The following is a 21,200-nucleotide window of genomic DNA, read 5'->3' on the forward strand; positions in this document are numbered from 1 at the left end:
GTTTCGACTAGAGACCCGAGTCGAACGCCGAGAACAGTTCCGAAAGACGCCCGTCCACGAGTCCGAGACCGCGCCGAGCCTCCAGCGGTCACGCACTCGAACGCGGGCTCGACCGACCGCACCGTCCAGTCCGAACCCTATCCGTCAGACCGAACCCTATCCGTCAGACCGAACCCTATCCGTCAGACCGAACCCTATCCGTCAGACCGAACCCTATCCGTCAGACCGAACCCTATCCGTCAGACCGAACCCTATCCGTCAGTTATCGAACCGCGCCTGCACGAACGGCTGGACGTCGTCGATGTCACCCAGTCGCGAATCCGATAGCAGGACCGCCTCCGTCTCGTCGATAGGCACCGACAACGAGATCTCCTTCGTCCGCCCGTACCGTCCCTTCGAGACGACGACGGCGTTCACGATACCGAGCATGTCGAGCTCGCTGATGAGGTCCGTCACGCGCCGCTGTGTGAGGACGTCCGCATCGATCTCCTCGCAGAGCCGCTTGTAGATGTTGTACACCTCACCAGTGTTGATGTTGTGCACGCCGTTCTTCTCCAGGCTGATGATCGCGAACAGCACGAGCTTCGACTGCGTCGGCAGCGTCCGCACCACCTCCACCACGCGATCGAGTTCGATCTTGTCCTGAGCCTTCCGGACGTGCGCCTCGTCCACGCTCTCCGCCTGATCGCGTTCCGCGAGCTCGCCCGCCGTCCGCAGGAGGTCGAGTGCACGCCGCGCGTCCCCGTGCTCTTGCGCAGCGAACGCCGCACACAACGGGATGACGTCGTCCGTGAGCGCCTCCGACTTGAACGCGACGTCCGCACGATGCTGGAGGATATCACGGAGCTGGTTCGCGTCGTACGGCGGGAACACGATCTCCTCCTCGCCGAGACTCGACTTCACCCGTGGGTCGAGGAAGTCCGTGAACTTCAGGTCGTTCGATATCCCGATGATGGACACCCGCGAGTTCTGGAGTTCGGAGTTCATCCGGGAGAGATTGTAGAGCGTGTCGTCACCGGACTTCTCGACGAGCTTGTCGATCTCGTCGAGCATGATGACGACCACGCGCTCGTGGTAATCCACCGCGTCGAAGAACACGCTGTACACGCGGTCGGTCGGCCACCCCGTCATCGGGACCTCCTCGAACTCCTCGCGGTCCGCTTCCAGTTGCGCGATACGCTCCTCGACCGCGTCCGTGGAGTCGAACTCCGTCTCCGGAAGGACCTCGGACGGCCGCTGCTCTTCGACGTCCTCGAGGAGCGCTTCGAGTTCCTCGATGCGGCCGTCGATGTACGCCTCGTTCTCGTCGATGAACTTGTTCGCGAGCTGTGCGAGCACCCGATACTGGGTGTCCGTGACCTCGCAGTTGATGTACTCGACCTCACAGGGAACGTCGTAGCGTTGACTCGTCGACTCGAGTTCCTGACTGACGAACTTCGCGCTCGCCGTCTTCCCCGTCCCGGTCTTCCCGTAGATGAGGATGTTCGACGGCGTCTCCCCACGGAGTGCGGCGACCAGGATGGTCGCCATCTTGTTGATCTGTTCCTTCCGATGCGGGAGTTCGTGTGGCGTGTACGACGGGCGAAGGACTTCCTTGTTCTCGAAGATGGGTTCGCCGCTCAGGAGGTCGTCGAACAGGCCCGTCGACTCCTCGTCGTCGCCCTCGTCGAGGACGACCTCGTCGAGGTCGACGTCGAAGTCGCGGTCCTCTCGTCGCGGCTCGGCCGTCGGATCTGTGTCGTCGTCGGACATTTCTTTACCCCTTCGTTTCTACTGGAGTTCCCGCCGCCAGAGGGGAGAGCGTGCCGGTAGAGAACCCCGAACGGACCGATTACGAGCGTGGGGCGTACGCGGAACGTCCAGTTGATGCACACGAACCAGATGAAGGGTAGGTACTTAATAGTTGCTCCTTGGGCGTCACGTTCCGGTGCTGCGCCGCGGCCCACACGACGAACGTCCGACCGTACAGCTGGACGACGAGTGCCCACCAGGCTGCAGCGACCAGCACCTAGAAGACTCTCCCGTCAGTCGGTTCGAGCGAACTGCACCTCTATTCATGTAATCTAGTTCACTCGCTCGCGTCGCGTACGCGCGACCCACGAGTGACCTCGGTACGCAACGGAACGGAACGACGAGGGGCCAGGCCGCGACCGTTTCACGTCGAACTCGGTAGAACGCGGGTCTACGCTACCGACCTTCCTCCGGACCCTGCCGCAGTCGGGCCATCAGGTTCTGGTCGCCGACGTGCGTCACGCTCGACGTTGCGGGGAATTCGTCGCGATTGCTGTCGCTGAATTCGTCGCGATTGCTGTCGGGAACCCGTCGCTACCGCTGTCGGTACAGCTGTCGCTGCCGCTGTCGGTGCTGCTGTCGGAACTCGAGATCGGTAGGTGATATGCTGGCTGGAGTTGAACCGGTGGGCGCGGGGAGGTCGTCGTGGACTCGAAGGGGAGGGACCCCCTCGCGAGACGGTGTGGGTGCATCACGGTGATGAGTGCCTGGACACGGACGTTCTCGTGCGTCCAGGCGCTCGCTTCGAGTGGAGAGCGGACCGCCGGACGCTCGGAGTCCCGGTCGAGTCCCCTGGGTTCGAGTCGAACGGTTGGACGGTGACTGGTCCAGAAGGACGACGCTCTGCAGATGGATGGCGGTCGTTCCGAACGTCGATGCACGAGCTGTCGAGATGGTGGACTGGCGAGATCGGTGGTGGAACGCAATCGACGAACGGATGCGAGTGAAACCGCGAGGTGAGTGAAGCGTTCGACTCGAATCAGTGGATGCTCGTAAAGCGGCGTCCCTCAACTGGACGAGGGACATTTCGAGTCGAATAGCGTCGAGAAGCGCTCGAACTCCCGTGTGAAGGCTGCCGTCGTCGGGACGCTGAGTGGGCGATCGATCTCTCGCGTGGTGGTTCCACGCGAAAGGAGGGTCGGTTTCTGGCGAGGGGTGGAGACCCCCCCACCCCTTCGTTTCGGGTGGAACGCGTCGGAGGGTGGGTGGGGGGAGGGAGGCATCTAACAGGGGAAGGACTAAGTAACTACTACTACAACCATATCCGTAAACCAGAAATAACGCTGTACTTGTTTGTTTCTAGTCTAGTTGTCTAGACAGTTGTCCGATTAATCTAGATTTCACTAGAATTCCGTCCGACACGTCTCGGGCTTTCTCGTCCACTCCCCGTCGCGAGCCGGCCTCGAGCCTCTCGTCCCCCACGACCCACCCCACCACAACCCGACGTTCCACCCGAAACGAAGGGGTGGGGGGGCTGGGACTTCGCCTGAGTCTCTCTTGCACGCCGGTCCGTCCCCTGGTCGGTGGCACTCGATCGCGCGGCTCCGTTCGCAACGGCGGAACGAATCCGGCTGAAATCCACGACGACCCTCGACCTCTTCGACGTGCCGAGCGACTAACTGGCGTCTCGGTTCGTCCAGTGGCACTGACATGCTTCGACGGTCGATGATAATGTCGGAGAAGACGCTGTGAAGTAAACGGGCCGTACTGGTGCACTTGAAGCGATGGTGTGTCTGGTAAGACTCGGTTTCGAGAGCCCGTTGACTGCCGATCAGTCCTCAAATGTGTTCCTACCGACTCACCCCTAGTTCGACTCGAATCACCCGTCATTATTATCGTTAATCTAACACGTCTGACACAGGCTTAAGTGAATCCAGTGCGGTAGTACGTCCAGACGCACGCAAATCGTCGCGCAAGCACGCGCCGTCCTCCCCGACGACCGGGGAGATGCCGCGCGTTTCGACGGCGTCGACACGACCCCGATTCGGCTCCCACGAGGGTCTCCGACGCACCCCGTCGACGCGGGCTCGGCGCCCGTCGAACCGCAAGGCGAGAGCCGTGTGCCACACACATAACCGAACGCGGACGGGAGGATAGACCAGGATGGGACTGCTATCAGGACTCAAAGACAGCCTCCAACGGGTTACGGACAGCCTCTTCTCGGAGGACGAACAGAAACGTATCGGCATCTACGGACCGCCGAACGCAGGCAAGACGACACTGGCGAACCGAATCGCTCGAGACTGGACCGGGGACGCGATCGGTCCGGAGAGCCACATCCCTCACGAGACGCGGCGGGCGCGTCGGAAGGAGAACGTGGAGATCGAGCGGAACGGGAAGTCCGTGAGTATCGACATCGTCGACACGCCGGGCGTGACGACGAAGGTGAACTACGAGGAGTTCCTCGACTACGAGATGGAGAAGGACGATGCCGTCCGACGCAGCCGCGAGGCCACGGAGGGCGTCGCGGAAGCGATGCACTGGTTGCGCGAGGACGTCGACGGCGTCATCTACGTGCTGGATTCGACCGAGGATCCGTTCACGCAAGTGAACACGATGCTCATCGGAATCATCGAGAGTCGGGACTTGCCCGTGCTCATCTTCGCGAACAAGATCGACCTGGACGATGCGAGCACGCAGCGGATACGGAACGCGTTCCCGCAGCACGAGACGGTGCCGCTGTCGGCATTGGAGGGTAACAACATGGACGAAGTGTACGACAAGATAGCGGAGTACTTCGGGTGATCGTGGATGCCTGAAGCCAAAGCATCAGACAACGACGGCGTTCAGATCGACCTCATCAGTGCCGAGCGGATGGATGGCCTGGCGAGCATGGAGAAGATCCGGATGATCCTGGACGGCGTTCGTGATGGGAAGATCGTCATCCTCGAGGATGGGTTGTCGCCGGACGAGGAGTCGAAGCTCATCGAGGTGACGATGACGGAGATCAGTCCCGACGAGTTCAACGGGATCGAGATCGAGACGTATCCGCGGTCGTCGACGAGCGATTCGGGGATCCTCGGTCGCATCATGGGTCGGGAGGAGACGTCGAAGTTGACGGTCATCGGGCCGGCGAACCAGATCGAGACGTTGCACAAGGACGAGACGGTAATCAGTGCGCTGGTTTCACGGAAATAATGCCGCATCAGTGCACTGAGTGCGCGCGGACGTTCCCGGACGGGTCGAAGGAGATGCTGTCCGGGTGTCCGGATTGCGGTGGGAACAAGTTCCAGTTCAAGCCGGCTGATGCGGTGGACGTTGGCGCTGGCAGTGGTGCTGGTAGCGGTAGTGCCGGTGGTAGCGTCGCCGAAGGGTCGTCCGCCGGTGGGGATGGCGGTGCGATGAGTCGCGCGAAGGCGACGGTCCGTGATCTGATGGGTCGTGGTGATGGCGACGACGGGACGGGGTCGACCGCGTCCGAGTCACCGGCTCGTGGACGGTCGGCGAACGCTGGCGAGACGTCGAGTGCGGAGAGTGCATCGGCGAGTGCGGAGAGCGCGTCGAGTGCGGAGAGCGCGTCGAGTGCGGAGAGCGCGTCGAGCGCGGCGGCGTCGGAGTCGCAGTCCTCGGGGTCGCCTGCCGGCGGGTCGTCGCGCTCCGGTGGGGCCGATACGGACCGCGACCGTGTGACGCCGTCGGAGAGTGGTGAGTGGCCGAAGTCGGCGACGGAGGAGTACGATACGCCGGCGGAGAAGGCCCGTCGGCGGGAGTCTCACGAGGAGTCGGTTGGGACGACCGAGTCCACGACGTCCGAGCGGTCGGTCGGCGCATCGGAGTCTGCGTCTGGTGCGTCCGAGTCGCCAGCGGATCTCGAGTCGACTGCGGGTGCCGCAACTGAGTCGACGGAGCAGGACGTGTCTGCTGAGGCGTCCGAGTCGGCGAGTGATGACGAGTCGATCACTGCGCAGATGGGTGAGACGGAGGACGATGCGCAGCGGTCGGCTCGCTCTGACGTGGTGTCGCCCGACGAGTTACCGAGTCGCGAGTCGGCCGCTCCTGGCGGGATGCGCGACGATGCGACCGGTGAGCCGTCTGAGCGTGCGGACCGGCCGCCGTCGAGCGAGGCGGCGGACGTGAAGGACCGGCCGAGTGCCGGTGACGTCGCGAGCGAACCGGATGACGACTCGCCGAACCTGGACGAGCTCCGCGAGGAGCTCAACAGCCAGTTCGAGAGCATCAAGGTGCTCGACCCGGGGAAGTACGAGTTGAACCTGATGGAGCTGTACGACCGGGAGGAGTACATCATCTCGCTCCAGGAGGACGGCCGGTACGTCATCGAGGTCCCGGAGTCCTGGCGCGGCGACGCTGGCCCGGACTGATCGGGTCGATCCAGTCGAGTTCGTTCCGGTCAGTTCGCTCTGGTCAGTTCGTTCCGGTCAGTTCGTTCTGGCCGAGTTGGTTTCGTTCCGTCGAGTACGCGGGTCCGGTCTCGACTGTCGACCGTGCGGACTCGTTTACGACCGTGAATCGCGCTCTGGGCGCGGTGTGGGCCTCGTTCTCGTCGAATCGCGTCCTTCCACCCGACGACCCGAGACCCCTCCATTTCGTCTGGAGATTCTTATATCAGCACTGGAGCGTCGGTCGACCGGGACCCCTCGAGCCCGGTCGTGTCGCGCGAGTTCCCCGGACGTAATGGGTAAGAGAGTGTGGTCGGTAGTGGGGCGTGAATCCAGATGGGTCGTCTCCGCGACGGTGCGCGTCGGCTCGCGTTCGCGTTCCCGGCGTTGCTCGCGCGACTCGGCGTCGTCGACCGGGAGCGGGGCGACGAGGCGTTCGACCTGGCGTTGCCGGTGATGGTGACGGGCGCGCTCCGGACGTTCCTGCGGACGGCGGACTTCCTGATGGTCGGGCAGGCGATCGGTGCGTCAGCGGTCGCGGCGCTCGAGCTCGGGTTCCAGTACTACTTCATCCCGTTCGGGTTGTCGCTGGCGTTGACGAGTGGCACTATCAGTGTCGTGTCGCGGTTCGTCGGGGCGGACGAGACCGGGCGGGCGAACACGACGCTCGCGGTGTCGCTGTGGCTGTCGCTCGCGTTCTCCATCCCGATGACGGTGCTGGCGTGGGTGTACGCGGACCCGCTGGTCGCGGTGCTCGCGCCGAACGCGACGGTCACGGAGATGGGCGCGACGTATCTGCGTATCGTGATGCTGTCGGTCGCGTTCCGGTTCTGGAGCATGACGGCGGCGCGTGCGCTCGCTGGTGCCGGTGACACGCGGACGCCGATGTACGTTCGACTCCTGACGCTCCCGACGAACATCGGGTTGAACGCGGTCCTCATCTTCGGGCTCGGGCCGATAGCGCCGATGGGCGTGGCGGGTGCGGCGTGGGGGACGGTCGCGGCGAACGTGCTCGCCGCCGGGGTCTTCTTGGCGTTGTTGTCGACGACGCGATTCCCGGTTCGACTCCCGCTCCCGGTCCTGCGAGCGCGTTCGACCGCGGGAGATGATTCGGCAACGGGGCGGCTCTGGGACGGCGGTATCGCGCGGGAGGTGGTCCGCGTCGGCCTCCCACTGGCGGGGACGCGGTTGTCGCGGACGCTCGGACGGTTCCCGTTCCTGTTCGTCCTGGGGGCGTTCGGGACGGGGACGCTCGCGGCGTACGCCATCGGGCGGCGCGTGATGCTGCTCGCGATGATGCCCGCGTGGGGGTACTCGACGGCGGCGAGCACGCTCGTCGGGCAGCGCGTCGGCGAGGGCGACGAGGACGGGGCGGCCGAAGCGGGGTGGGCGACGTTGCGCGTGGCGCTCGCGACCCAGCTCTGTATCGCGCTCGTGCTGGTGGTGCTTGCACGCCCGATCTCGCTGGCGTTCGGGTCCGAGACCGTCGCGGACACGGTGCGGTTCGTGCGCGTGTTCGGGCTCGGCGTCGGCGCGTTCGCGGTGTCGCGGACGATGCGTGGTGGGCTCCGTGGCGCTGGCGATACGACGTGGCCGTTCTACGGGACGCTCGCGGGCACGTACCTCCTGAAGCTCCCGGTGGCGTTCCTGGCGCTTCCGGCGACGACGTCGGTGGGCGTCCTCGGCGTCACGTTCACGCCCGGTTTCGGGCTTGGCGTCGTCGCGGTGTACGCCGCTATCCTGCTGGACATGTACTTCCGGGCGGCGGTGAACGCCGTTCGTTTCAAGTCCGGGACGTGGCGCGTCGTCGCGCGCCAGTCGGACGTCGGCGCTGACGCACCGGGGTGAGTGGTGCGCGAGCGGGTGCTTCGCGACCGGCGCGCTTCGAAAACGGTAAGCCCGAGCGGTCGGACGGTCAGTGCATGAGCGACGCTACGAAGATCGTGCTCGTGACTGTCGGTGTGTCGGCCGTGCTCGCGCTCTCGTTGATGGCGATGACGCTGTCGACGTAACTGGAATGTTCTCTGCGCGCGAGCTCTCACCGGCCGTCGAGCTGGTTCGCGAGGAGCGGGCGCCCGAGGCGGTCGTGGTGGCCGCGGGGAGTGACTTCGAGACGCTGCCGCCGGCGCAGGCGGAGGACCTCGGATTGCTCGTCGACGCGCTCGACCCGATATCGTGCCCGGGAGAGTGGCTGCCGGACGACGCGCCGGCGCTCCTCCGTCGGTTCGCGGGCGGGGATTTCACGGTCGGGATGCCGGGGGATGGGAGCGTGGTGTGGTCGCGGCAGACGTCGCCGCCGGTCGTGATCGTGAAGCCGCGCGTGGAGGGGTCGCCGGCGTCGTTCGTCGACTTCCTCGTCGCGGAGGCGCTCGTCGAACTGAGCGTCACGGCGCCGGGGGCGCGTGCGGACGACGACGTTGCGACGCCGGCACCCGAGCACTTCCTGCCGTTCTTCGGGTCGACGTACCGCGAGCTGGCGGCGGCGACGACGCTCGGGCCGAACGCGACGTACCAGCTCGCGAACGCGCTCTACGAGGGCTGGCTGGGGTTGCATACGCGCGACGTGTTCGCGTCGTGGGTGGACGCCGAGGACGAGCGTGCGACGCTCGGCGAGGCGTGGGTGGACGCGGGCGAGCGTCTGGAATCCCGGCTCGACGGGCTGTCGCGGGAGGTGGCGCGCGGCGAGACGGAGTTCGCGGACGCGGCAGAACTGGCGTGTAGTGGCTTCAAGCACGACGTCGACGTGCCGTCGCCGTTCGCAGCACTCGCGACGGACGCGTACCGCGAGCGCGCCGCGCCGTTCGCGGTACGGTGGGCGGAGAAGACGTTCGACGCGCTGGCGGACTGAACCGCTAGAGGCGTGACGCGCTGGCGGACTGAACCGCTAGAGGCGTGACGCGCTGGCGGACTGAACCGCTAGAGGCGTGACGCGCTGGCGGACTGAACCGCTAGAGGCGTGACGCGCTGGCGATCGCTAGGGGCGTGACGCGCTGGCGATCGCTAGGGGCGTGACGCGCTGGCGGATCGACCGGCGTGGCTCCGCGCCCGGCGTCGCGTTCCTCACTCGTCGGCGTCGATGCGTTCGAGGACGACGCCGTCGTCGAACGCACCGCGGTCGGTGGCTTTCTCGCGGGCGCGGGAAACGACGTCCTGCATCGAGTGGTCGGTGGTCGAGACGAGTGCGTCGAGGACGGCGTGGACGTCCGCGAGCTCGTCGAGCGTGTGCTCGTCGCGGTCGATGGCTGCGTGCTCGTCGCCGTCGACACCGGTCATCTCGCTCGTGACGGCGTCGGCGAGTTCGTCGGCTTCCTCGCGGAGCTTCCCGGCCAGGTAGCGCTCGTACTCGCGGCCGTCGACCTGCCGCGTCACGGGGTGGTTCCCGTCCGCGCGGACGACCGCGGGGATGTCGTCGCGGACGAGCTTGTCGTACGCACCGACGTACGCCTCGCTCTGGGGCTCGCGGGCGTCGGTTCCGTCGGTCTGAACGTTGCGGGCGTCGGTTCCATCGGTCTGAACGTCGCGGGCGTCGGTTCCATCGGTCTGAACGTCGCGGGCGTCGGTTCCATCGGTCTGGGGGTCGTTGGGCATCGAGGAAGCAGGCGTAGGAGGTCAGTCGGTGAGCTCGACGTTCCCGTCGACGTCGAGGTCGACGACGACGTCGAAGCGGTCGCGGTAGGATTGGACGATGGCGTCGTCGTGGACCTCGTCGGAGAGATGGAAGAGGCCGACGGCGTCGTACTCGGCGAGCAGGTCGAGCAGGCGACCGACTGCGTCCTCGGTGGGTTCCTCGCCGGCGTAGTACGCGAGTTCGGTGATGGAGTCGACGCTCACGCGGAGTTTCCCGTCGTGGTTGTCGAGGAAGCGTTCGGTCTGCTCGATGATGCCGTCGAGGTCGTCGGGCGCGGAGACGTAGTGGACGTTGTCGCTGGAGCGTCGACTGTAGCCGCGTTCGACGCTGAGAGTGTCGAGGATGACGGCTTTGTCCTCGTCGACGTCGTAGTAGTCGAGCTTCTGGCGGACTTCGCGAGCGGTGGTGCGCGTGGAGATGACGAGGAACGCGTCGGTGTCGTCGCGGAGGAAGTCGGTGTCGATGCGGTCGGTTTCGCCCGTAGAGGGATGGACGAGGAGGACGCCTGTTCCACCCGGAATGGTGTCCTCGGTGCCGTCTACGGCGAGCGTGTAGTCCATAGGTGTTTGGGACCGGCGGGACAGACTTAGGCGTTCGGGTGCCTGCTTGCGGTTCGCTAGCAAGCGATTTCGGGGGGTTAGAAGACGCTGTCGGCGGTGGCGGCGCCGACGACGCTGAAGATCGCGCCGACGGTGACGGCCTTCCCCGTGGCTTCGGCGACGACGGCCATCGGCGGGTCGGGGTCGCCGAGGATGGCGTCGGCGCCGACGAGGAACGTCGTGGGGGCGTCGAACGCGAGCGCGAGGATGCTCACGGACCCGAACGCGACGAGCATGAGCGAGAGGAAGCGTAGCGGGATGCCGCCGACTTCGGCTTCGCGGTCGGGGTCGCGGTCGTCGTCGGCCTTGTAGAGGGCGCCGTAGCCGATCCCGAATACGATGGCGACCGTGACGAGCGCGTGCCAGATAGTCATGTTCGCGGCGAGCACCCAGACCTCTTCGGTGACGACGAACGGGCCGGCGAGCAGGAAGCCGCCGACGAGCTGCTGGGCGGTGTCGGCGAGCGCGTACCGCTTCCGTCGGCCGACCATGCCCGAGCGGACGCTTCGCGTGGGGAAAAAACCCGCGGGCTCGGTCGTCGCGGGCGCTGGCGCGTGGTCGTGGCCGTGGGTGGCGCGTGGTCGCGGCCCGGCCGGGGAGCGTGGAGCGAACGGGTTTTGATGCGGGGTCGTGTGGCGTCTGGTATGAGTGTTCGCGAGGAGTTCGACGCGTGGGCGGCGGATGGCCGCGACAAGGGCATGGAAGACCGACACTGGCATACGGCGAAGCACGCGCTGGCACGGATGCCCGTGGAGCCGGGGGACGTCGTGCTCGACCTCGGCTGTGGGAGCGGGTACGCGGGTCGTGCGTTGAAGGAAGCCGACGACGCGGGGCGCGTGTACGGCCTTGACGGGTCGCCGGAGATGACGCGGAACGCGCGCGAGTACACCGAGGACGACGACGTCGGGTTCGTCGTCGGTGACTTCGGGAGTCTCCCGTTCGCGGACGACTCGGTGGACCACGTGTGGTCGATGGAGGCGTTCTACTACGCGAGCAACCCCCACGAGACCCTCGAGGAGGTGCGGCGCGTCCTGAAGCCGGGCGGGTCGTTCTACTGTGCGGTGAACTACTACGAGGAGAACGTGCACAGTCACGGCTGGCAGGACAACATCAGCGTCGAGATGACGCGGTGGAGTCGCGACGAGTACCGCGCGGCGTTCCGCGACGCGGGCCTGTACGTCGCTGAACAGGACACGATCCCGGACCGCGACATCGAGATTCCGGACGCCGACGCGTTCCCGACCGACGACTGGGAGACGCGCGAGGACATGGTCGAACGCTACCGCGAGTACGGAACGCTCCTGACCGTCGGTATCGCGCCCTGAATCGGTATCGTGCCCTGAATCGGTACCGCGCCCTGAATCGGTACCGCGCCCCGAATCGGTAGCGGTCGCGCTCGTTCAGGTCGTCGACGCCGCTTCGTACTGGCACTCCTTCCTCGAACTCGTCGACAGCAAGCGAGGACGTCGTGCGGATCGAGTGCGGAGAACGACGCCGCTCGAATCGAGTGCGGAGAACGACGCCGCTCGAATCGAGTGCTGTGGGTGACAGGGTGGGTCGAGTCTCGCACGGTGCATATGTCTCCCGCACCGCGCCACGCCGCACCGCGCCTCGTCCTCCCCAGCCGACGCCGACCTCACTGCGTTCGGTCGGCGTCCCTCGCACGCGTCGCCCCACCGCGTCTCGCCCGCTGGCTCGACGCGGCAGGCGGCTCGCGCGCCGAACCGGTGGTGGTGGGATAGCGATGCGGTAGCGGACCAGTGCACTCACCGCGAGCGCGCCGCTCTCCGGGGGACAGCAAGAAGGGGACTAGTCGTCGCAGGCGGCGGTTCCGGCTTCTGTGTCGGCGTCTCCGGATTCGGGCGTCTCGTGGGGGATGCTCATGACGATGGCGTCGCCGGAGAGGACGGTGGTCTCGTCGGGGGTGTCGGTGTGGGTGGTGACGGTGGTGTCGACGCGGAGCTGGTCGTTCCCGAGGTCTTCGACGACTTCGACGTGGGCGGTGACGGTCTCGTCGGGGCGGACGGGCGCTTCGAACTGGAGGTCCTGGGAGAGGTAGACGACGTCGCCGTCGAGGGCGGCGAGGGCGGCGGAGAGGACGCCGGCGGAGAGCATGCCGTGGGCGACGCGGCCGTCGAACATCGTGTCCTGGGCGTAGTCGTCGTCGACGTGGATGGGGTTGGTGTCGCCGACGAGGTCGGCGTACGCTTCGATGTCGGTTCTCGTGATGGTCTCGGTGGCGTCGGCGGTGTCGCCGACGGACGCGACTGGCATGGACGACGCTTTCGTTGACGCGTCATTAGCGTGTCGGGTTAACATGTGAATCAGGAGATTCAGGGTGGTCGTGGGTGATTGCTGAGGTATGCCACGGGTACGGAACGACGGGTTCGAGATCGCGTACGACGTCGCGGGGCCGCCTGGCGCGCCGGTGGTGGCGTTCTGCGAGGGCCTCGGGTACGGGCGGTGGATGTGGCGGTTCCAGCGCGAGCGCCTCGATGGGTATCGGACGATCGCGTTCGACAACCGTGGGACGGGCGAGAGCGAGGCGCCCGAGGAACCCGATGCGTACTCGATCGCGGCGTTCGCGAGCGACCTGGAGGCGGTGCTCGACGCGGAGGGCGTCGAGTCGGTGCACGTCGTCGGTGCGAGCATGGGTGGGATGACCGCGCAGCGGTACGTGCACGAGTACGACCGTGCGGAATCGCTCTCGCTGCTGTGCACGAGTCCGGGCGGCGAGGTGGCGGTACCGACGCCCGAGGCGACCCAGGAGCGGATGTTCGACGTGCCCGAGGACGCGGACGAGCGCGAAGCCATCCGGTTCAAGATGGAGCCGGCGATGAGCGAGTCCTTCTGGGCGGCGAACCAGGACGTGATCGCGGACATCGTCGACTGGCGGCTCGATTCGGACGCGAGCGAGTTCGCGCGGAACCAGCAGGCGGCGGCGGTCGCGGCGTTCGACGCGACGCCGTGGCTCGCGGACGTCGACGTGCCGGTCCTCGTCCTGCATGGGACCGGCGACCGCGTGCTGCCGGTGGCGAACGCCGAGCGCTTGCACGAGCGACTGCCCGACAGCCGCCTGGAGCTGTACGAGGACGGCGCGCACCTGTTCTTCGTGGAGGACCCGGAGGCGGTGACGGCGGACGTCCGCGAGCACGTCGCGGCGGTCGAAGGGGACGACGGGACGACCGAAGCACCGGACGCGGACGCATGACGGTGCACGGGCACGGGTCGCGACCGTACCAGTGGGTCGGCGACTGGAGTGCGCGCCGACGGCAGCTGTCGCCGGACGCGGTCGGGTTGCAGGACGCGACGACGGGCGAGGCGTACACGTACCGGGAGCTGGACGAGCGCGCGAACGCGACGGCACGCCTCCTCGACGACCACGGCGTCTCGAAGGACTCGCCTTCGGCGGAACCGGCACCGGCCGGGGGGGACGTGGGCGAGGCCGCGGTCGGCGGGCGCGTCGCGGTCGTGTCGCGGAACCGCCCGGAACTCGTGGACCTGTTCTTCGCGACGGGGAAGACGGGCGGGGTGCTCGCGCCGCTCAGCCATCGGCTCGCGGAGCGCGAGCTCGCGGAGCTGCTCGACGACGTCGCGCCGAGCCTCCTCGTGGTGGAGGAGGCGTTCGACGACGCGATTGCAGGGGCGCTCGCGCACGACGCCTGTGGCTACGACGGCCCGGTGCTGGGGCTCGGGGATTCGCGGTACGACGCGTTCGCGGAGGCGGTCCCCGACGACGCCGCGGCGTTCGACGGCCCCGACCTGTCGATGCGGGACGCGCACATGTTCCTCCACACTGGCGGGTCGACGGGGACGCCGAAGGAAACCGTCCTCACCCACGGCGGTATCGCGTGGAACTCGTTCAACACCATCACGGCGTGGGGGCTCCGCCCGGAGGACGTGACGCCGATGGTGTTCCCGATGTTCCACACGGGCGGGTGGAACGTCCTCACGCTCCCCCTCTTCCACCTGGGGGCGGAGATCGTCATCGCTCGCGAGTTCGACGCCGAGCAGGTCCTGGAGCTCGTGGACGAGGACGACGCGACCGTCCTCGTGGCGGTCCCGGCGGTGCTGCGGATGATGACCGAGGCCGAGGGCTGGGCGTCGGCGGATCTCTCGACCCTGCGGTTCGCGAAGTCCGGCGGCGGCCCGTGCCGCCAGTCGGTGATGGAGGAATGGTGGTCGCGTGGCGTCGATCTCTCGCAGGGCTACGGGCTCACGGAGTGCGGGCCGAACAACTTCGCGATGCCCGACGGCTGGTCCCACGAGAAGGCCGATAGCGTCGGCGTTCCCGGGATGCACGTCGACGCCCGCGTCGTCGACGACGACGGCGAGGAACGCGAGCAGGGCGAGGTCGGCGAGCTCGAACTCGCGAGCCCGCACGCCGCCGACCGCTACTGGCACGCACCCGAGGAGTCCCGGGAGACGTTCGGTGCACGCGACGGCGACGGTGACGCGGGCGACGACGACGCTCGCGCGTGGGTGTCGACGGGCGACCTGGCGCGCGTCGACGAGGCCGGCTACGTCCACATCGAGGGCCGGAAGAAGGAGATGTTCGTGTCCGGCGGCGAGAACGTCTACCCTGCCGAGGTCGAGGACGTCCTCAGCCAGCACGCGAAGGTCGACGACGTCGTCGTCGTGCCGGTCAGCGACGACACGTGGGGCGAGGTCGGGAAGGCGGTCGTCGTCGGCGACGAGTCCCTGTCGCTCGCGGACCTCGAGGCGTTCTGCGACGGGAAGCTCGCACGCTTCAAGATACCCAAGCACCTCGCGTTCGTCGACGAGATGCCGACGAGCGGGCCGTCGAAGATCGACCGGGGCGCCGTCGAGGCACGGTTCGGCGACGGCGAGTGAGAACTCACGCCGTGTTCCGCGTCGGCGGCGCGTACACCATCTCCATCCGCAAGCCCATCTCGTCGACGTCGGGGGCTTCGGGGAGCGTCCGCAGGTCGCCCGTGAGGGGGCTGGCGGTGACGGCGAGCGCGAACGCGTCCAGCAGGTCGTCGTTCGAGAGCTGGGGGTCGTTCCAGTCGACGAGTTCGCGGCCGGCGTCGGCGAGCGCGTCGTGGAAGGCGTCGGGGTCGTCGTGGGCGGTGGCGAGGACGCCGACGCGCTCCCAGTGGGCGGCCGCGGGCTGGCCGGTCTTGGAGTACAGCATCGGGGTGTTGCCGTCGCCGAGCGCCCAGAAGCAGACCTCGGGGTGCGCTTCGCGTATCACGTCCTGGGTGGCGTCGACGGTGACGCCGTGGTCGGCGCCGAGGACGCGGTCGACCTCGCGGATGCGGGGCGTGATGTTGAACGTCTGGCGCATCAGTCCCTTCCCGGTCGCCCCGCGCTGTCGGTCGTTCGCCGTCCCGTAGTCGTCGACGTAGAGGACGTCGCGGATGGGGACGTTGAACACGCTCGAGGACCGCTGTCCGAGGATGTCGCGGGCCTCGCGCTCCGGCGCTCTCGCGGGGTCGTCGGCGGGGAGGCCGATGGGGACGTCGACGAGGAGGTAGTCGGCGTCGTCGTGGTCGCGCCAGAGGCGCGCGAACGCGGCGGGGTCGTCGGTCTCCTCGTCGTTCGCGTCGTCGGTCTCCTCGTCGTTCGCGCGGCCGGCGTTCTCGTCGCCCGGGTGGTCGGGGTAGCGGTGGACGCTGTGGTAGTCGCGGTCGTGGTAGCGGACGGCGACCCAGCCGTCGGGGGTGGCGTCGACGCCGACGGCGACGTGTTCGGCTGACATGGTCGGGGGTTGGGAGAGTGATGCGATAAGGTTGGGGACCTCGTCGGGGTGCGACCAGATGGACGCGGCCGACGAACCATGGAAACGAAAGCAAGAGCGCGTCGGTTGCCGGTTTTCCCGGCCTGGTGGAAGAAAACGCTTATGAACGAACACGTGGATGTTTGTGTAACGGTACCACACGAACTATGATCGACCTCGCGATGGACATGGAGCAGTACGACTGCCCGTTCATCGACACGACCGCCGACCACGACGTCGAGTTCGCGGCCGCCCACTGGGAGTTCCATCCGGTCGCGGAGGAACTCGAGTGTCGGATGGTCGTCGAGAGCCCCGACCGTGGCGCGCTCGACAACGGGCTGTCGGCGCTCCAGTCGCACGACAACATGCACGACGTCGACCTCCTCGCGAAACAGGAGGGCGTCGCGCACCTCAAGACCGTGATGGGGGAGACCGACGCGATGGGCACCATCCGCGACAACGACGGCTACATCACGGGCCCGTTCTACATCGCCGACGGCTCGGAGACGTGGCACGTCGGGTTCGATCAGGCGTCGAAGGCCGACGGCACGCTCAGCGAACTCGAGCGCGACAACGAGTTCGACGTCGTCGAACGCGACGAGGTGACCTTACCGCAGATGAACGACGTCGTGCAGAACGCGGCGGCGGCGATGACGCTCGTCGACGGCTGCCGCGAGCTCTCCGACGTCGAACGCCAGACGCTGGAGTCCGCAGCCAGCGGCGGGTACTTCGAGAGTCCACGGCAGACGAACCTCGGGGACCTCGCCGACGAGTTCGACGTCTCCAAGCCCGCGGTCTCGAAGAACCTCCGGCGCGGCGAACGGAAGATGGTCGAGCGCGTCGTCGACGCGCTCTCCGAGCTCGACGACTGAGCGGTCGACTGCCGTCAGCGCGGGGTTCCGCGGTCAACGTTAACACATTAACGTGGCAGTTCTTGCGGGATGCGAGCATCTGCCAGTAGTGTCATGAGTCGCGTACACGTGTCACGAAGGAAGATGCTGGGAGCCATCGCCGCGGCGGGCATCGGGGGCGCCGCCGGGTGTACCACGGGGAACGGAACCGAGACGGAGACCGACGGCGACGGTGGCGACGGCGGCGGTGGCGGGTCGACGACGAGTCAGACGACGACGCAGGCGGACGTCTCCGCGAGCGGCACCGTGAAGGTCGGCGTGATGCAGCCGATGAGTGGCGACCTCCAGTACTACGGGATGCAGGGGATCTGGGGGTTCCTCTCCGGGCTCGCGTACAAGACCGACACCGACCCGCTGACCGGGGTGTCGGAGGGAACGGAGACCATCGAGGACGGCGACGTGACGTGGGAGCTCGTGTTCCGCGACACGGAGTTCTCCGCGGACAAGGCCCAGACGATCGCGACGAACCTCGCGCAGGACGACGAGGTCGACGCGCTGTTCGGCTGTGCGAGCTCGGCGGCGGCGGGTCGCGTCATCGACACGGTCATCAACACGAACGAGGTCGACATCCCCTACATGGCTGGGCCGGCGGCGTCCGCGAGCATCACGTCCAGTTCGAAGACGTGCTCGCCGCAGGTGTTCCGCGCGAACGAGAACACCGCGATGGATGCGCGTTCCGGTGGGAAGTACGTCGCGGAGGAGACGGACGTCGAGAAGGTGTTCCTGATGGGCGCGGACTACTCGTTCGGGCGGGCGGTCGTCCAGAACTACAAGGAGGTCCTGGAGACCAACGGCGTCGAGATCGTCGGCGAGCGGTTCGTCCCGCAGGGCTACGACGAGTTCGACGGGTTGTTCCAGCAGGCCGTGGACGCCGGCGCGCAGGGCGTCGTCGGCGGGTTCACGGTCGCGACGCTCCCGAACTTCCTGACGGCGGCGGCGAACTACGACGTGCGCGTGTTCGGTGGGTTCGCGACCGAGATCACGAACTCGGTCCTGGGCGGACTGCTGGAGAACCTGCTCGGCGACGACTTCTCCGCGCAGGGGATGCGTGACGCCGAGATCGGGCCGTTCACGACGCGGTATCACTGGAACCAGTACGACAACGACATCAACTCGTCGTTCGTCGACATGTACACGTCGGCGTACGGGAAGGTCCCGGACCTGTTCACGTCGGGGACGTTCACGGCGGCGTCGTCGTTCCACCAGGCGGTGCACGCGTCGGGGTCGACGGAGGGCGTGGACCTCGTCGACGCGATGACGGGGATGACGGTGACGGACACGCCGAAGGGCGAGGACGGGTACGTCTTCCAGGAGTACAACAACCAGGCGCGCTCGGAGATGACGGTCGCGTACCCGGAGCCGACCACCGACGAGTGGTCGGAGTACTGGGGGGCGAGCATCCAGCCGAGCGACCCGGTCGCCCGCGTCGACAAGGACCTGACGACGATCCCGCGTGGCGGCATGGATTGCTCGCTGTAGGCCGATGGGCGAGGAATTACTGCGGACGCAGGGACTCGAGAAGCACTTCGGTGGCGTGACGGCGGTCGACGACGTCGACTACTCGCTGTCGACTGGCGAGACGGTCGCGCTCATCGGCCCGAACGGCGCGGGGAAGACGACGTTCTTCAACCTCCTGACGGGGTCGCTGTCGCCGTCCGCGGGGACGGTCGAGTTCCGCGACGACGGCGAGTGGGTGGACGTCACGGGCTTCGACACGCACGAGACCGCGCAGGCCGGCATCCACCGGTCGTACCAGGTGACGAATATCTTCCCGACGAGCACCGTCCGGGAGAACGTGCGTGTCGCGGCGCAAGCGCACGGGTCGGACACGCATCGGTTCTGGCGGCACGCGGACGGCTTCGAGGAATACCACGAGGAGACGACGCGCATCCTCGACCGCGTCGGGCTCGGCGACCTCGCGGACCGGCCCGCGCAGGCGCTGAGTCACGGCGAGAAACGCCACCTCGAACTCGCCATCGCGCTCGCGGGCGACCCGGACCTCCTCTTGCTGGACGAACCCGCCGCTGGGGTGTCGAGCGAGAGCGTCGACGAGGTCGTCGACCTCATCCGGGACGTCGCGCAGGACCACGCGGTCCTGCTCGTCGAGCACAACATGGACGTCGTGATGGATCTCGCGGACCGCATCACGGTCCTGCATCGCGGCGCGCTCATCGCGGACGGCGAGCCCGAGGCGGTCAGGGCGGACGAGCGCGTTCGCGAGGCGTACCTCGGCGGGTACGGGAGCGACGACGACCCCGCGACGGCCGACTCGCCGACCGAGGACGCCGGCGACGGCGACGGGGACGCAGCGGCGACGGACGGAGGTGTCGCATGAGCGCGGACGACGCTGGGGAGGCGACCAGCGGCGGCGACGCGACCGCGTCCGACGTGGCGGAGAGCGTCGACGCGCCGCTGCTCGAGATGGAGGACGTGCACGCGTACTACGGCGAGAGCCACGTCCTCGAGGGCGTCTCGCTGCGGGTCGACCGCGGGGAGACGGTCGCGCTCATCGGACGGAACGGCGTCGGGAAGACGACGACGCTCCGCGCCGCCCTCCAGTTGACGCCGCCGCGCGAGGGCGCGGTGCGGCTCCGCGGCGAGGACGTCACGGGCGAGCCGACCCACGAGCTCGCGCATCGCGGCGTCGGGTGGATCCCCGAGGACCGCCGGATGTTCGAGGAGCTGACGGTCGCGGAGAACATCGGCGTCGCGGTGAAGGACGCGAACCGAGTGGACGAGAAGCTCGAGAGCGCGCTCAAGACGTTCCCGGAACTCCGCGAGCACCGGAACCGGAAGGCGGGCGACCTCTCTGGCGGCCAACAGCAGATGGTCGCCATCGCGCGCGGTCTCGTCGGCGAGAACGACCTCCTGCTCGTGGACGAACCGAGCGAGGGCCTCGCACCGCAGATCGTGCAGACGGTCGCGGACGCCCTGGAGCGCGTCAGCGACGAGGCGTCCCTGTTGCTCGTCGAGCAGAACTTCCCGCTCGCGATGGACCTCGCGGACCGCTTCTACCTCGTCGACAACGGCCGCGTCGTCGAGTCCGGGAGTACGGAGGGCGTGACTGCCGACGACGAACGCATCCGGAGGTACCTGGCGTGACTCTCGAGTTCGCGCTCGTCGTGCAGGCGTTCGTCGCCGCGGCGGTCGACGCCGCCGGTACGGTGCCGGTCGCGAGCGTCGTCGGGGACTTCGTCGAGTTCCTGTCGCCGTCGAACCTCGCGGGCGTGCTCGTCGACGGCCTCGCGAAGGCGGCGGTGTTCGCGCTCATCGCGGTCGGCCTCACGCTCATCTTCGGGTTGATGGGCGTGCTGAACTTCGCGCACGGGTCGTTCACGATCGTCGGCGCGTACGTCGCGGGGCTGGCGATGGTGCTCGTCGCGAGCAGCGGCGACGGCATCGTCACGCGCATCGCGCTGTTCTTCGTCGCGGTCGTCGTGGCGTTCGCGGCGGTCGCCGCCCTTGGTGGCGCCATCGAGACGAAGCTCATCCGGCCGCTGTACGACCGGCCGCCGCTCTACCAGATCCTGCTCACGTTCGGGTTGACGCTCGTCATCGACGAGGTCGTCCGGATGGTCGTGGACTTCTACGGCCTCCAGCCCCGGAGCGCGTGGCAGGAGGCCCTCGGCACGCGACCGGACTGGTTCCGCGAGAACCACGAGTTCCTCGGGCTCACGTTCGAGGGGATGGACCTCTTCGAGATCTTCCTCGGCGTGGTCGTCATCGGCGCGGTCTGGCTGTTCCTCACGCGGACGCGGTACGGGCTGTTCATCCGCGCGGGCAGCGAGGACGCGGAGATGGCTGAAGCGCTCGGCGTCGACGTCCGCCGGGTGTTCACGGTCGTGTTCGGTATCGGCGCCGGCCTCACCGGCGTCGCGGGCGCGCTCCTCATGTGGGACCCCGGCTGGGGGGCGAGCGTCACGGTCGGCGCGGAAGCGCTCCTGCCGGCGTTCGTCGTCGTCATCGTCGGCGGTCTCGGGACGTTCAAGGGCACGGTGGTCGCGGCGCTCGTCGTCGGGCTCGCTGACGCGACGATGACGTGGTGGTTCCAGAACGTCCTCGTCACGATGTCCTGGCTCCCCGAAGTCGTCGTGTTCGCCATCCTCGTCGGCGTCCTCATCGTGAAACCACGCGGGCTCTACGGCGTCCAGGAGGTGGGCGGCCATTAGCCCCTCTGTGCCCGACGACGAC

The 21,200-nt window shown here is 67.5% G+C and carries 20 protein-coding genes; 14 read left to right on the forward strand and 6 right to left on the reverse strand.

Annotated features, from left to right (window positions below; genetic code table 11):
- Window positions 1-258: 258 nt before the first annotated feature.
- The gene (locus tag LI336_RS15995) at window positions 259-1,752 is read right to left on the reverse strand and encodes a Cdc6/Cdc18 family protein (protein ID WP_227134151.1); all 1,494 of its coding nucleotides are present in this window, start codon (window positions 1,750-1,752) and stop codon (window positions 259-261) included.
- Between the two features lie 2,142 nt (window positions 1,753-3,894).
- Here LI336_RS15995 and LI336_RS16000 point away from each other — a divergent pair.
- The 6 genes from LI336_RS16000 (at window position 3,895) to LI336_RS16020 (ending at window position 8,976) form a co-directional block, all read left to right on the forward strand.
- Window positions 3,895-4,536, forward strand: a complete 642-nt coding sequence (locus LI336_RS16000) for an Era-like GTP-binding protein (protein WP_227134152.1) — start codon at window positions 3,895-3,897, stop codon at window positions 4,534-4,536.
- A gap of 6 nt (window positions 4,537-4,542) precedes the next feature.
- Window positions 4,543-4,929, forward strand: a complete 387-nt coding sequence (locus tag LI336_RS16005; protein ID WP_227134153.1) for a DUF2073 domain-containing protein — start codon at window positions 4,543-4,545, stop codon at window positions 4,927-4,929.
- A complete protein-coding gene (locus tag LI336_RS16010) occupies window positions 4,929-6,110 on the forward strand; it encodes an OapC/ArvC family zinc-ribbon domain-containing protein (RefSeq protein ID WP_227134154.1) in 1,182 nt (393 codons plus the stop codon). Before LI336_RS16005 ends, LI336_RS16010 begins: the two co-directional genes overlap by 1 nt.
- A gap of 354 nt (window positions 6,111-6,464) precedes the next feature.
- Window positions 6,465-7,976, forward strand: a complete 1,512-nt coding sequence (locus tag LI336_RS16015) for an MATE family efflux transporter (RefSeq protein ID WP_227134155.1) — start codon at window positions 6,465-6,467, stop codon at window positions 7,974-7,976.
- 74 nt (window positions 7,977-8,050) lie between these two features.
- The gene (locus LI336_RS20520; RefSeq protein ID WP_438267289.1) at window positions 8,051-8,140 is read left to right on the forward strand and encodes a hypothetical protein; all 90 of its coding nucleotides are present in this window, start codon (window positions 8,051-8,053) and stop codon (window positions 8,138-8,140) included.
- A 5-nt stretch (window positions 8,141-8,145) separates the two neighbouring features.
- On the forward strand, window positions 8,146-8,976 hold the full coding sequence (locus LI336_RS16020; RefSeq protein WP_227134156.1) for a DUF7089 family protein: 831 nt from the start codon (window positions 8,146-8,148) through the stop codon (window positions 8,974-8,976).
- Window positions 8,977-9,188: 212 nt separating this feature from the next.
- Here LI336_RS16020 and LI336_RS16025 read toward each other — a convergent pair whose 3' ends face one another.
- The 3 genes from LI336_RS16025 to LI336_RS16035 all read right to left on the reverse strand — a co-directional run bounded on the left by LI336_RS16025 (window position 9,189) and on the right by LI336_RS16035 (window position 10,846).
- The gene (locus LI336_RS16025; protein WP_227134157.1) at window positions 9,189-9,716 is read right to left on the reverse strand and encodes a nucleoside triphosphate pyrophosphohydrolase; all 528 of its coding nucleotides are present in this window, start codon (window positions 9,714-9,716) and stop codon (window positions 9,189-9,191) included.
- Between the two features lie 21 nt (window positions 9,717-9,737).
- The gene (locus LI336_RS16030; protein ID WP_227134158.1) at window positions 9,738-10,316 is read right to left on the reverse strand and encodes a DUF7090 family protein; all 579 of its coding nucleotides are present in this window, start codon (window positions 10,314-10,316) and stop codon (window positions 9,738-9,740) included.
- Between the two features lie 77 nt (window positions 10,317-10,393).
- On the reverse strand, window positions 10,394-10,846 hold the full coding sequence (locus tag LI336_RS16035; RefSeq protein WP_227134159.1) for a DUF2391 family protein: 453 nt from the start codon (window positions 10,844-10,846) through the stop codon (window positions 10,394-10,396).
- Window positions 10,847-10,999: 153 nt separating this feature from the next.
- Between LI336_RS16035 and LI336_RS16040 the strand changes: the two genes are divergently transcribed.
- The gene (locus LI336_RS16040; RefSeq protein WP_227134160.1) at window positions 11,000-11,680 is read left to right on the forward strand and encodes a class I SAM-dependent methyltransferase; all 681 of its coding nucleotides are present in this window, start codon (window positions 11,000-11,002) and stop codon (window positions 11,678-11,680) included.
- A 484-nt stretch (window positions 11,681-12,164) separates the two neighbouring features.
- On the opposite strand, the gene LI336_RS16045 is transcribed toward LI336_RS16040, so the two are convergent.
- Window positions 12,165-12,629: a MaoC family dehydratase gene (locus tag LI336_RS16045; RefSeq protein WP_227134161.1), complete on the reverse strand. Its 465-nt coding sequence runs from the start codon at window positions 12,627-12,629 to the stop codon at window positions 12,165-12,167.
- A gap of 88 nt (window positions 12,630-12,717) precedes the next feature.
- Between LI336_RS16045 and LI336_RS16050 the strand changes: the two genes are divergently transcribed.
- Together LI336_RS16050 and LI336_RS16055 are read left to right on the forward strand one after the other, a co-directional pair.
- Window positions 12,718-13,566, forward strand: a complete 849-nt coding sequence (locus LI336_RS16050) for an alpha/beta fold hydrolase (protein ID WP_227134162.1) — start codon at window positions 12,718-12,720, stop codon at window positions 13,564-13,566.
- Window positions 13,563-15,209, forward strand: coding sequence for an AMP-binding protein (locus LI336_RS16055; protein ID WP_227134163.1), 1,647 nt, complete (start codon window positions 13,563-13,565; stop codon window positions 15,207-15,209). Before LI336_RS16050 ends, LI336_RS16055 begins: the two co-directional genes overlap by 4 nt.
- 4 nt (window positions 15,210-15,213) lie before the next feature.
- Here the strand turns inward: LI336_RS16055 and LI336_RS16060 are convergent, their stop codons facing one another.
- Window positions 15,214-16,080: a DUF429 domain-containing protein gene (locus LI336_RS16060; protein WP_227134164.1), complete on the reverse strand. Its 867-nt coding sequence runs from the start codon at window positions 16,078-16,080 to the stop codon at window positions 15,214-15,216.
- A 185-nt stretch (window positions 16,081-16,265) separates the two neighbouring features.
- On the opposite strand from LI336_RS16060, the gene LI336_RS16065 reads away from it, so the two are divergent.
- From LI336_RS16065 to LI336_RS16085, 5 genes are all read left to right on the forward strand, one after another.
- The gene (locus LI336_RS16065) at window positions 16,266-16,970 is read left to right on the forward strand and encodes a helix-turn-helix domain-containing protein (RefSeq protein ID WP_227134165.1); all 705 of its coding nucleotides are present in this window, start codon (window positions 16,266-16,268) and stop codon (window positions 16,968-16,970) included.
- Between the two features lie 93 nt (window positions 16,971-17,063).
- A complete protein-coding gene (locus LI336_RS16070) occupies window positions 17,064-18,488 on the forward strand; it encodes an ABC transporter substrate-binding protein (RefSeq protein ID WP_438267290.1) in 1,425 nt (474 codons plus the stop codon).
- Window positions 18,489-18,492: 4 nt separating this feature from the next.
- Window positions 18,493-19,344 (forward strand): ABC transporter ATP-binding protein, encoded by an 852-nt coding sequence (locus LI336_RS16075; RefSeq protein WP_227134167.1) that lies wholly within the window; start codon window positions 18,493-18,495, stop codon window positions 19,342-19,344.
- A gap of 86 nt (window positions 19,345-19,430) precedes the next feature.
- Window positions 19,431-20,111 (forward strand): ABC transporter ATP-binding protein, encoded by a 681-nt coding sequence (locus LI336_RS16080; protein WP_227134269.1) that lies wholly within the window; start codon window positions 19,431-19,433, stop codon window positions 20,109-20,111.
- Window positions 20,112-20,173: 62 nt separating this feature from the next.
- Window positions 20,174-21,178, forward strand: a complete 1,005-nt coding sequence (locus tag LI336_RS16085; protein WP_227134270.1) for a branched-chain amino acid ABC transporter permease — start codon at window positions 20,174-20,176, stop codon at window positions 21,176-21,178.
- Window positions 21,179-21,200 lie beyond the last annotated feature (22 nt).

This window comes from Halorubellus salinus (assembly GCF_020567525.1).
GTDB lineage: Archaea > Halobacteriota > Halobacteria > Halobacteriales > Natrialbaceae > Halorubellus > Halorubellus salinus.

Excerpts from the sequence above, each read along its gene's own strand:
- LI336_RS15995 (WP_227134151.1), bottom strand. The coding sequence starts at position 1,752 with ATGTCCGACGACGACACAGATCCGACGGCCGAGCCGCGACGAGAGGAC.
- LI336_RS16000 (WP_227134152.1), top strand. The coding sequence starts at position 3,895 with ATGGGACTGCTATCAGGACTCAAAGACAGCCTCCAACGGGTTACGGAC.
- LI336_RS16005 (WP_227134153.1), top strand. The coding sequence starts at position 4,543 with ATGCCTGAAGCCAAAGCATCAGACAACGACGGCGTTCAGATCGACCTC.
- LI336_RS16010 (WP_227134154.1), top strand. The coding sequence starts at position 4,929 with ATGCCGCATCAGTGCACTGAGTGCGCGCGGACGTTCCCGGACGGGTCG.
- LI336_RS16015 (WP_227134155.1), top strand. The coding sequence starts at position 6,465 with ATGGGTCGTCTCCGCGACGGTGCGCGTCGGCTCGCGTTCGCGTTCCCG.
- LI336_RS20520 (WP_438267289.1), top strand. The coding sequence starts at position 8,051 with ATGAGCGACGCTACGAAGATCGTGCTCGTGACTGTCGGTGTGTCGGCC.
- LI336_RS16020 (WP_227134156.1), top strand. The coding sequence starts at position 8,146 with ATGTTCTCTGCGCGCGAGCTCTCACCGGCCGTCGAGCTGGTTCGCGAG.
- LI336_RS16025 (WP_227134157.1), bottom strand. The coding sequence starts at position 9,716 with ATGCCCAACGACCCCCAGACCGATGGAACCGACGCCCGCGACGTTCAG.
- LI336_RS16030 (WP_227134158.1), bottom strand. The coding sequence starts at position 10,316 with ATGGACTACACGCTCGCCGTAGACGGCACCGAGGACACCATTCCGGGT.
- LI336_RS16035 (WP_227134159.1), bottom strand. The coding sequence starts at position 10,846 with ATGGTCGGCCGACGGAAGCGGTACGCGCTCGCCGACACCGCCCAGCAG.
- LI336_RS16040 (WP_227134160.1), top strand. The coding sequence starts at position 11,000 with ATGAGTGTTCGCGAGGAGTTCGACGCGTGGGCGGCGGATGGCCGCGAC.
- LI336_RS16045 (WP_227134161.1), bottom strand. The coding sequence starts at position 12,629 with ATGCCAGTCGCGTCCGTCGGCGACACCGCCGACGCCACCGAGACCATC.
- LI336_RS16050 (WP_227134162.1), top strand. The coding sequence starts at position 12,718 with ATGCCACGGGTACGGAACGACGGGTTCGAGATCGCGTACGACGTCGCG.
- LI336_RS16055 (WP_227134163.1), top strand. The coding sequence starts at position 13,563 with ATGACGGTGCACGGGCACGGGTCGCGACCGTACCAGTGGGTCGGCGAC.
- LI336_RS16060 (WP_227134164.1), bottom strand. The coding sequence starts at position 16,080 with ATGTCAGCCGAACACGTCGCCGTCGGCGTCGACGCCACCCCCGACGGC.
- LI336_RS16065 (WP_227134165.1), top strand. The coding sequence starts at position 16,266 with ATGATCGACCTCGCGATGGACATGGAGCAGTACGACTGCCCGTTCATC.
- LI336_RS16070 (WP_438267290.1), top strand. The coding sequence starts at position 17,064 with ATGAGTCGCGTACACGTGTCACGAAGGAAGATGCTGGGAGCCATCGCC.
- LI336_RS16075 (WP_227134167.1), top strand. The coding sequence starts at position 18,493 with ATGGGCGAGGAATTACTGCGGACGCAGGGACTCGAGAAGCACTTCGGT.
- LI336_RS16080 (WP_227134269.1), top strand. The coding sequence starts at position 19,431 with ATGGAGGACGTGCACGCGTACTACGGCGAGAGCCACGTCCTCGAGGGC.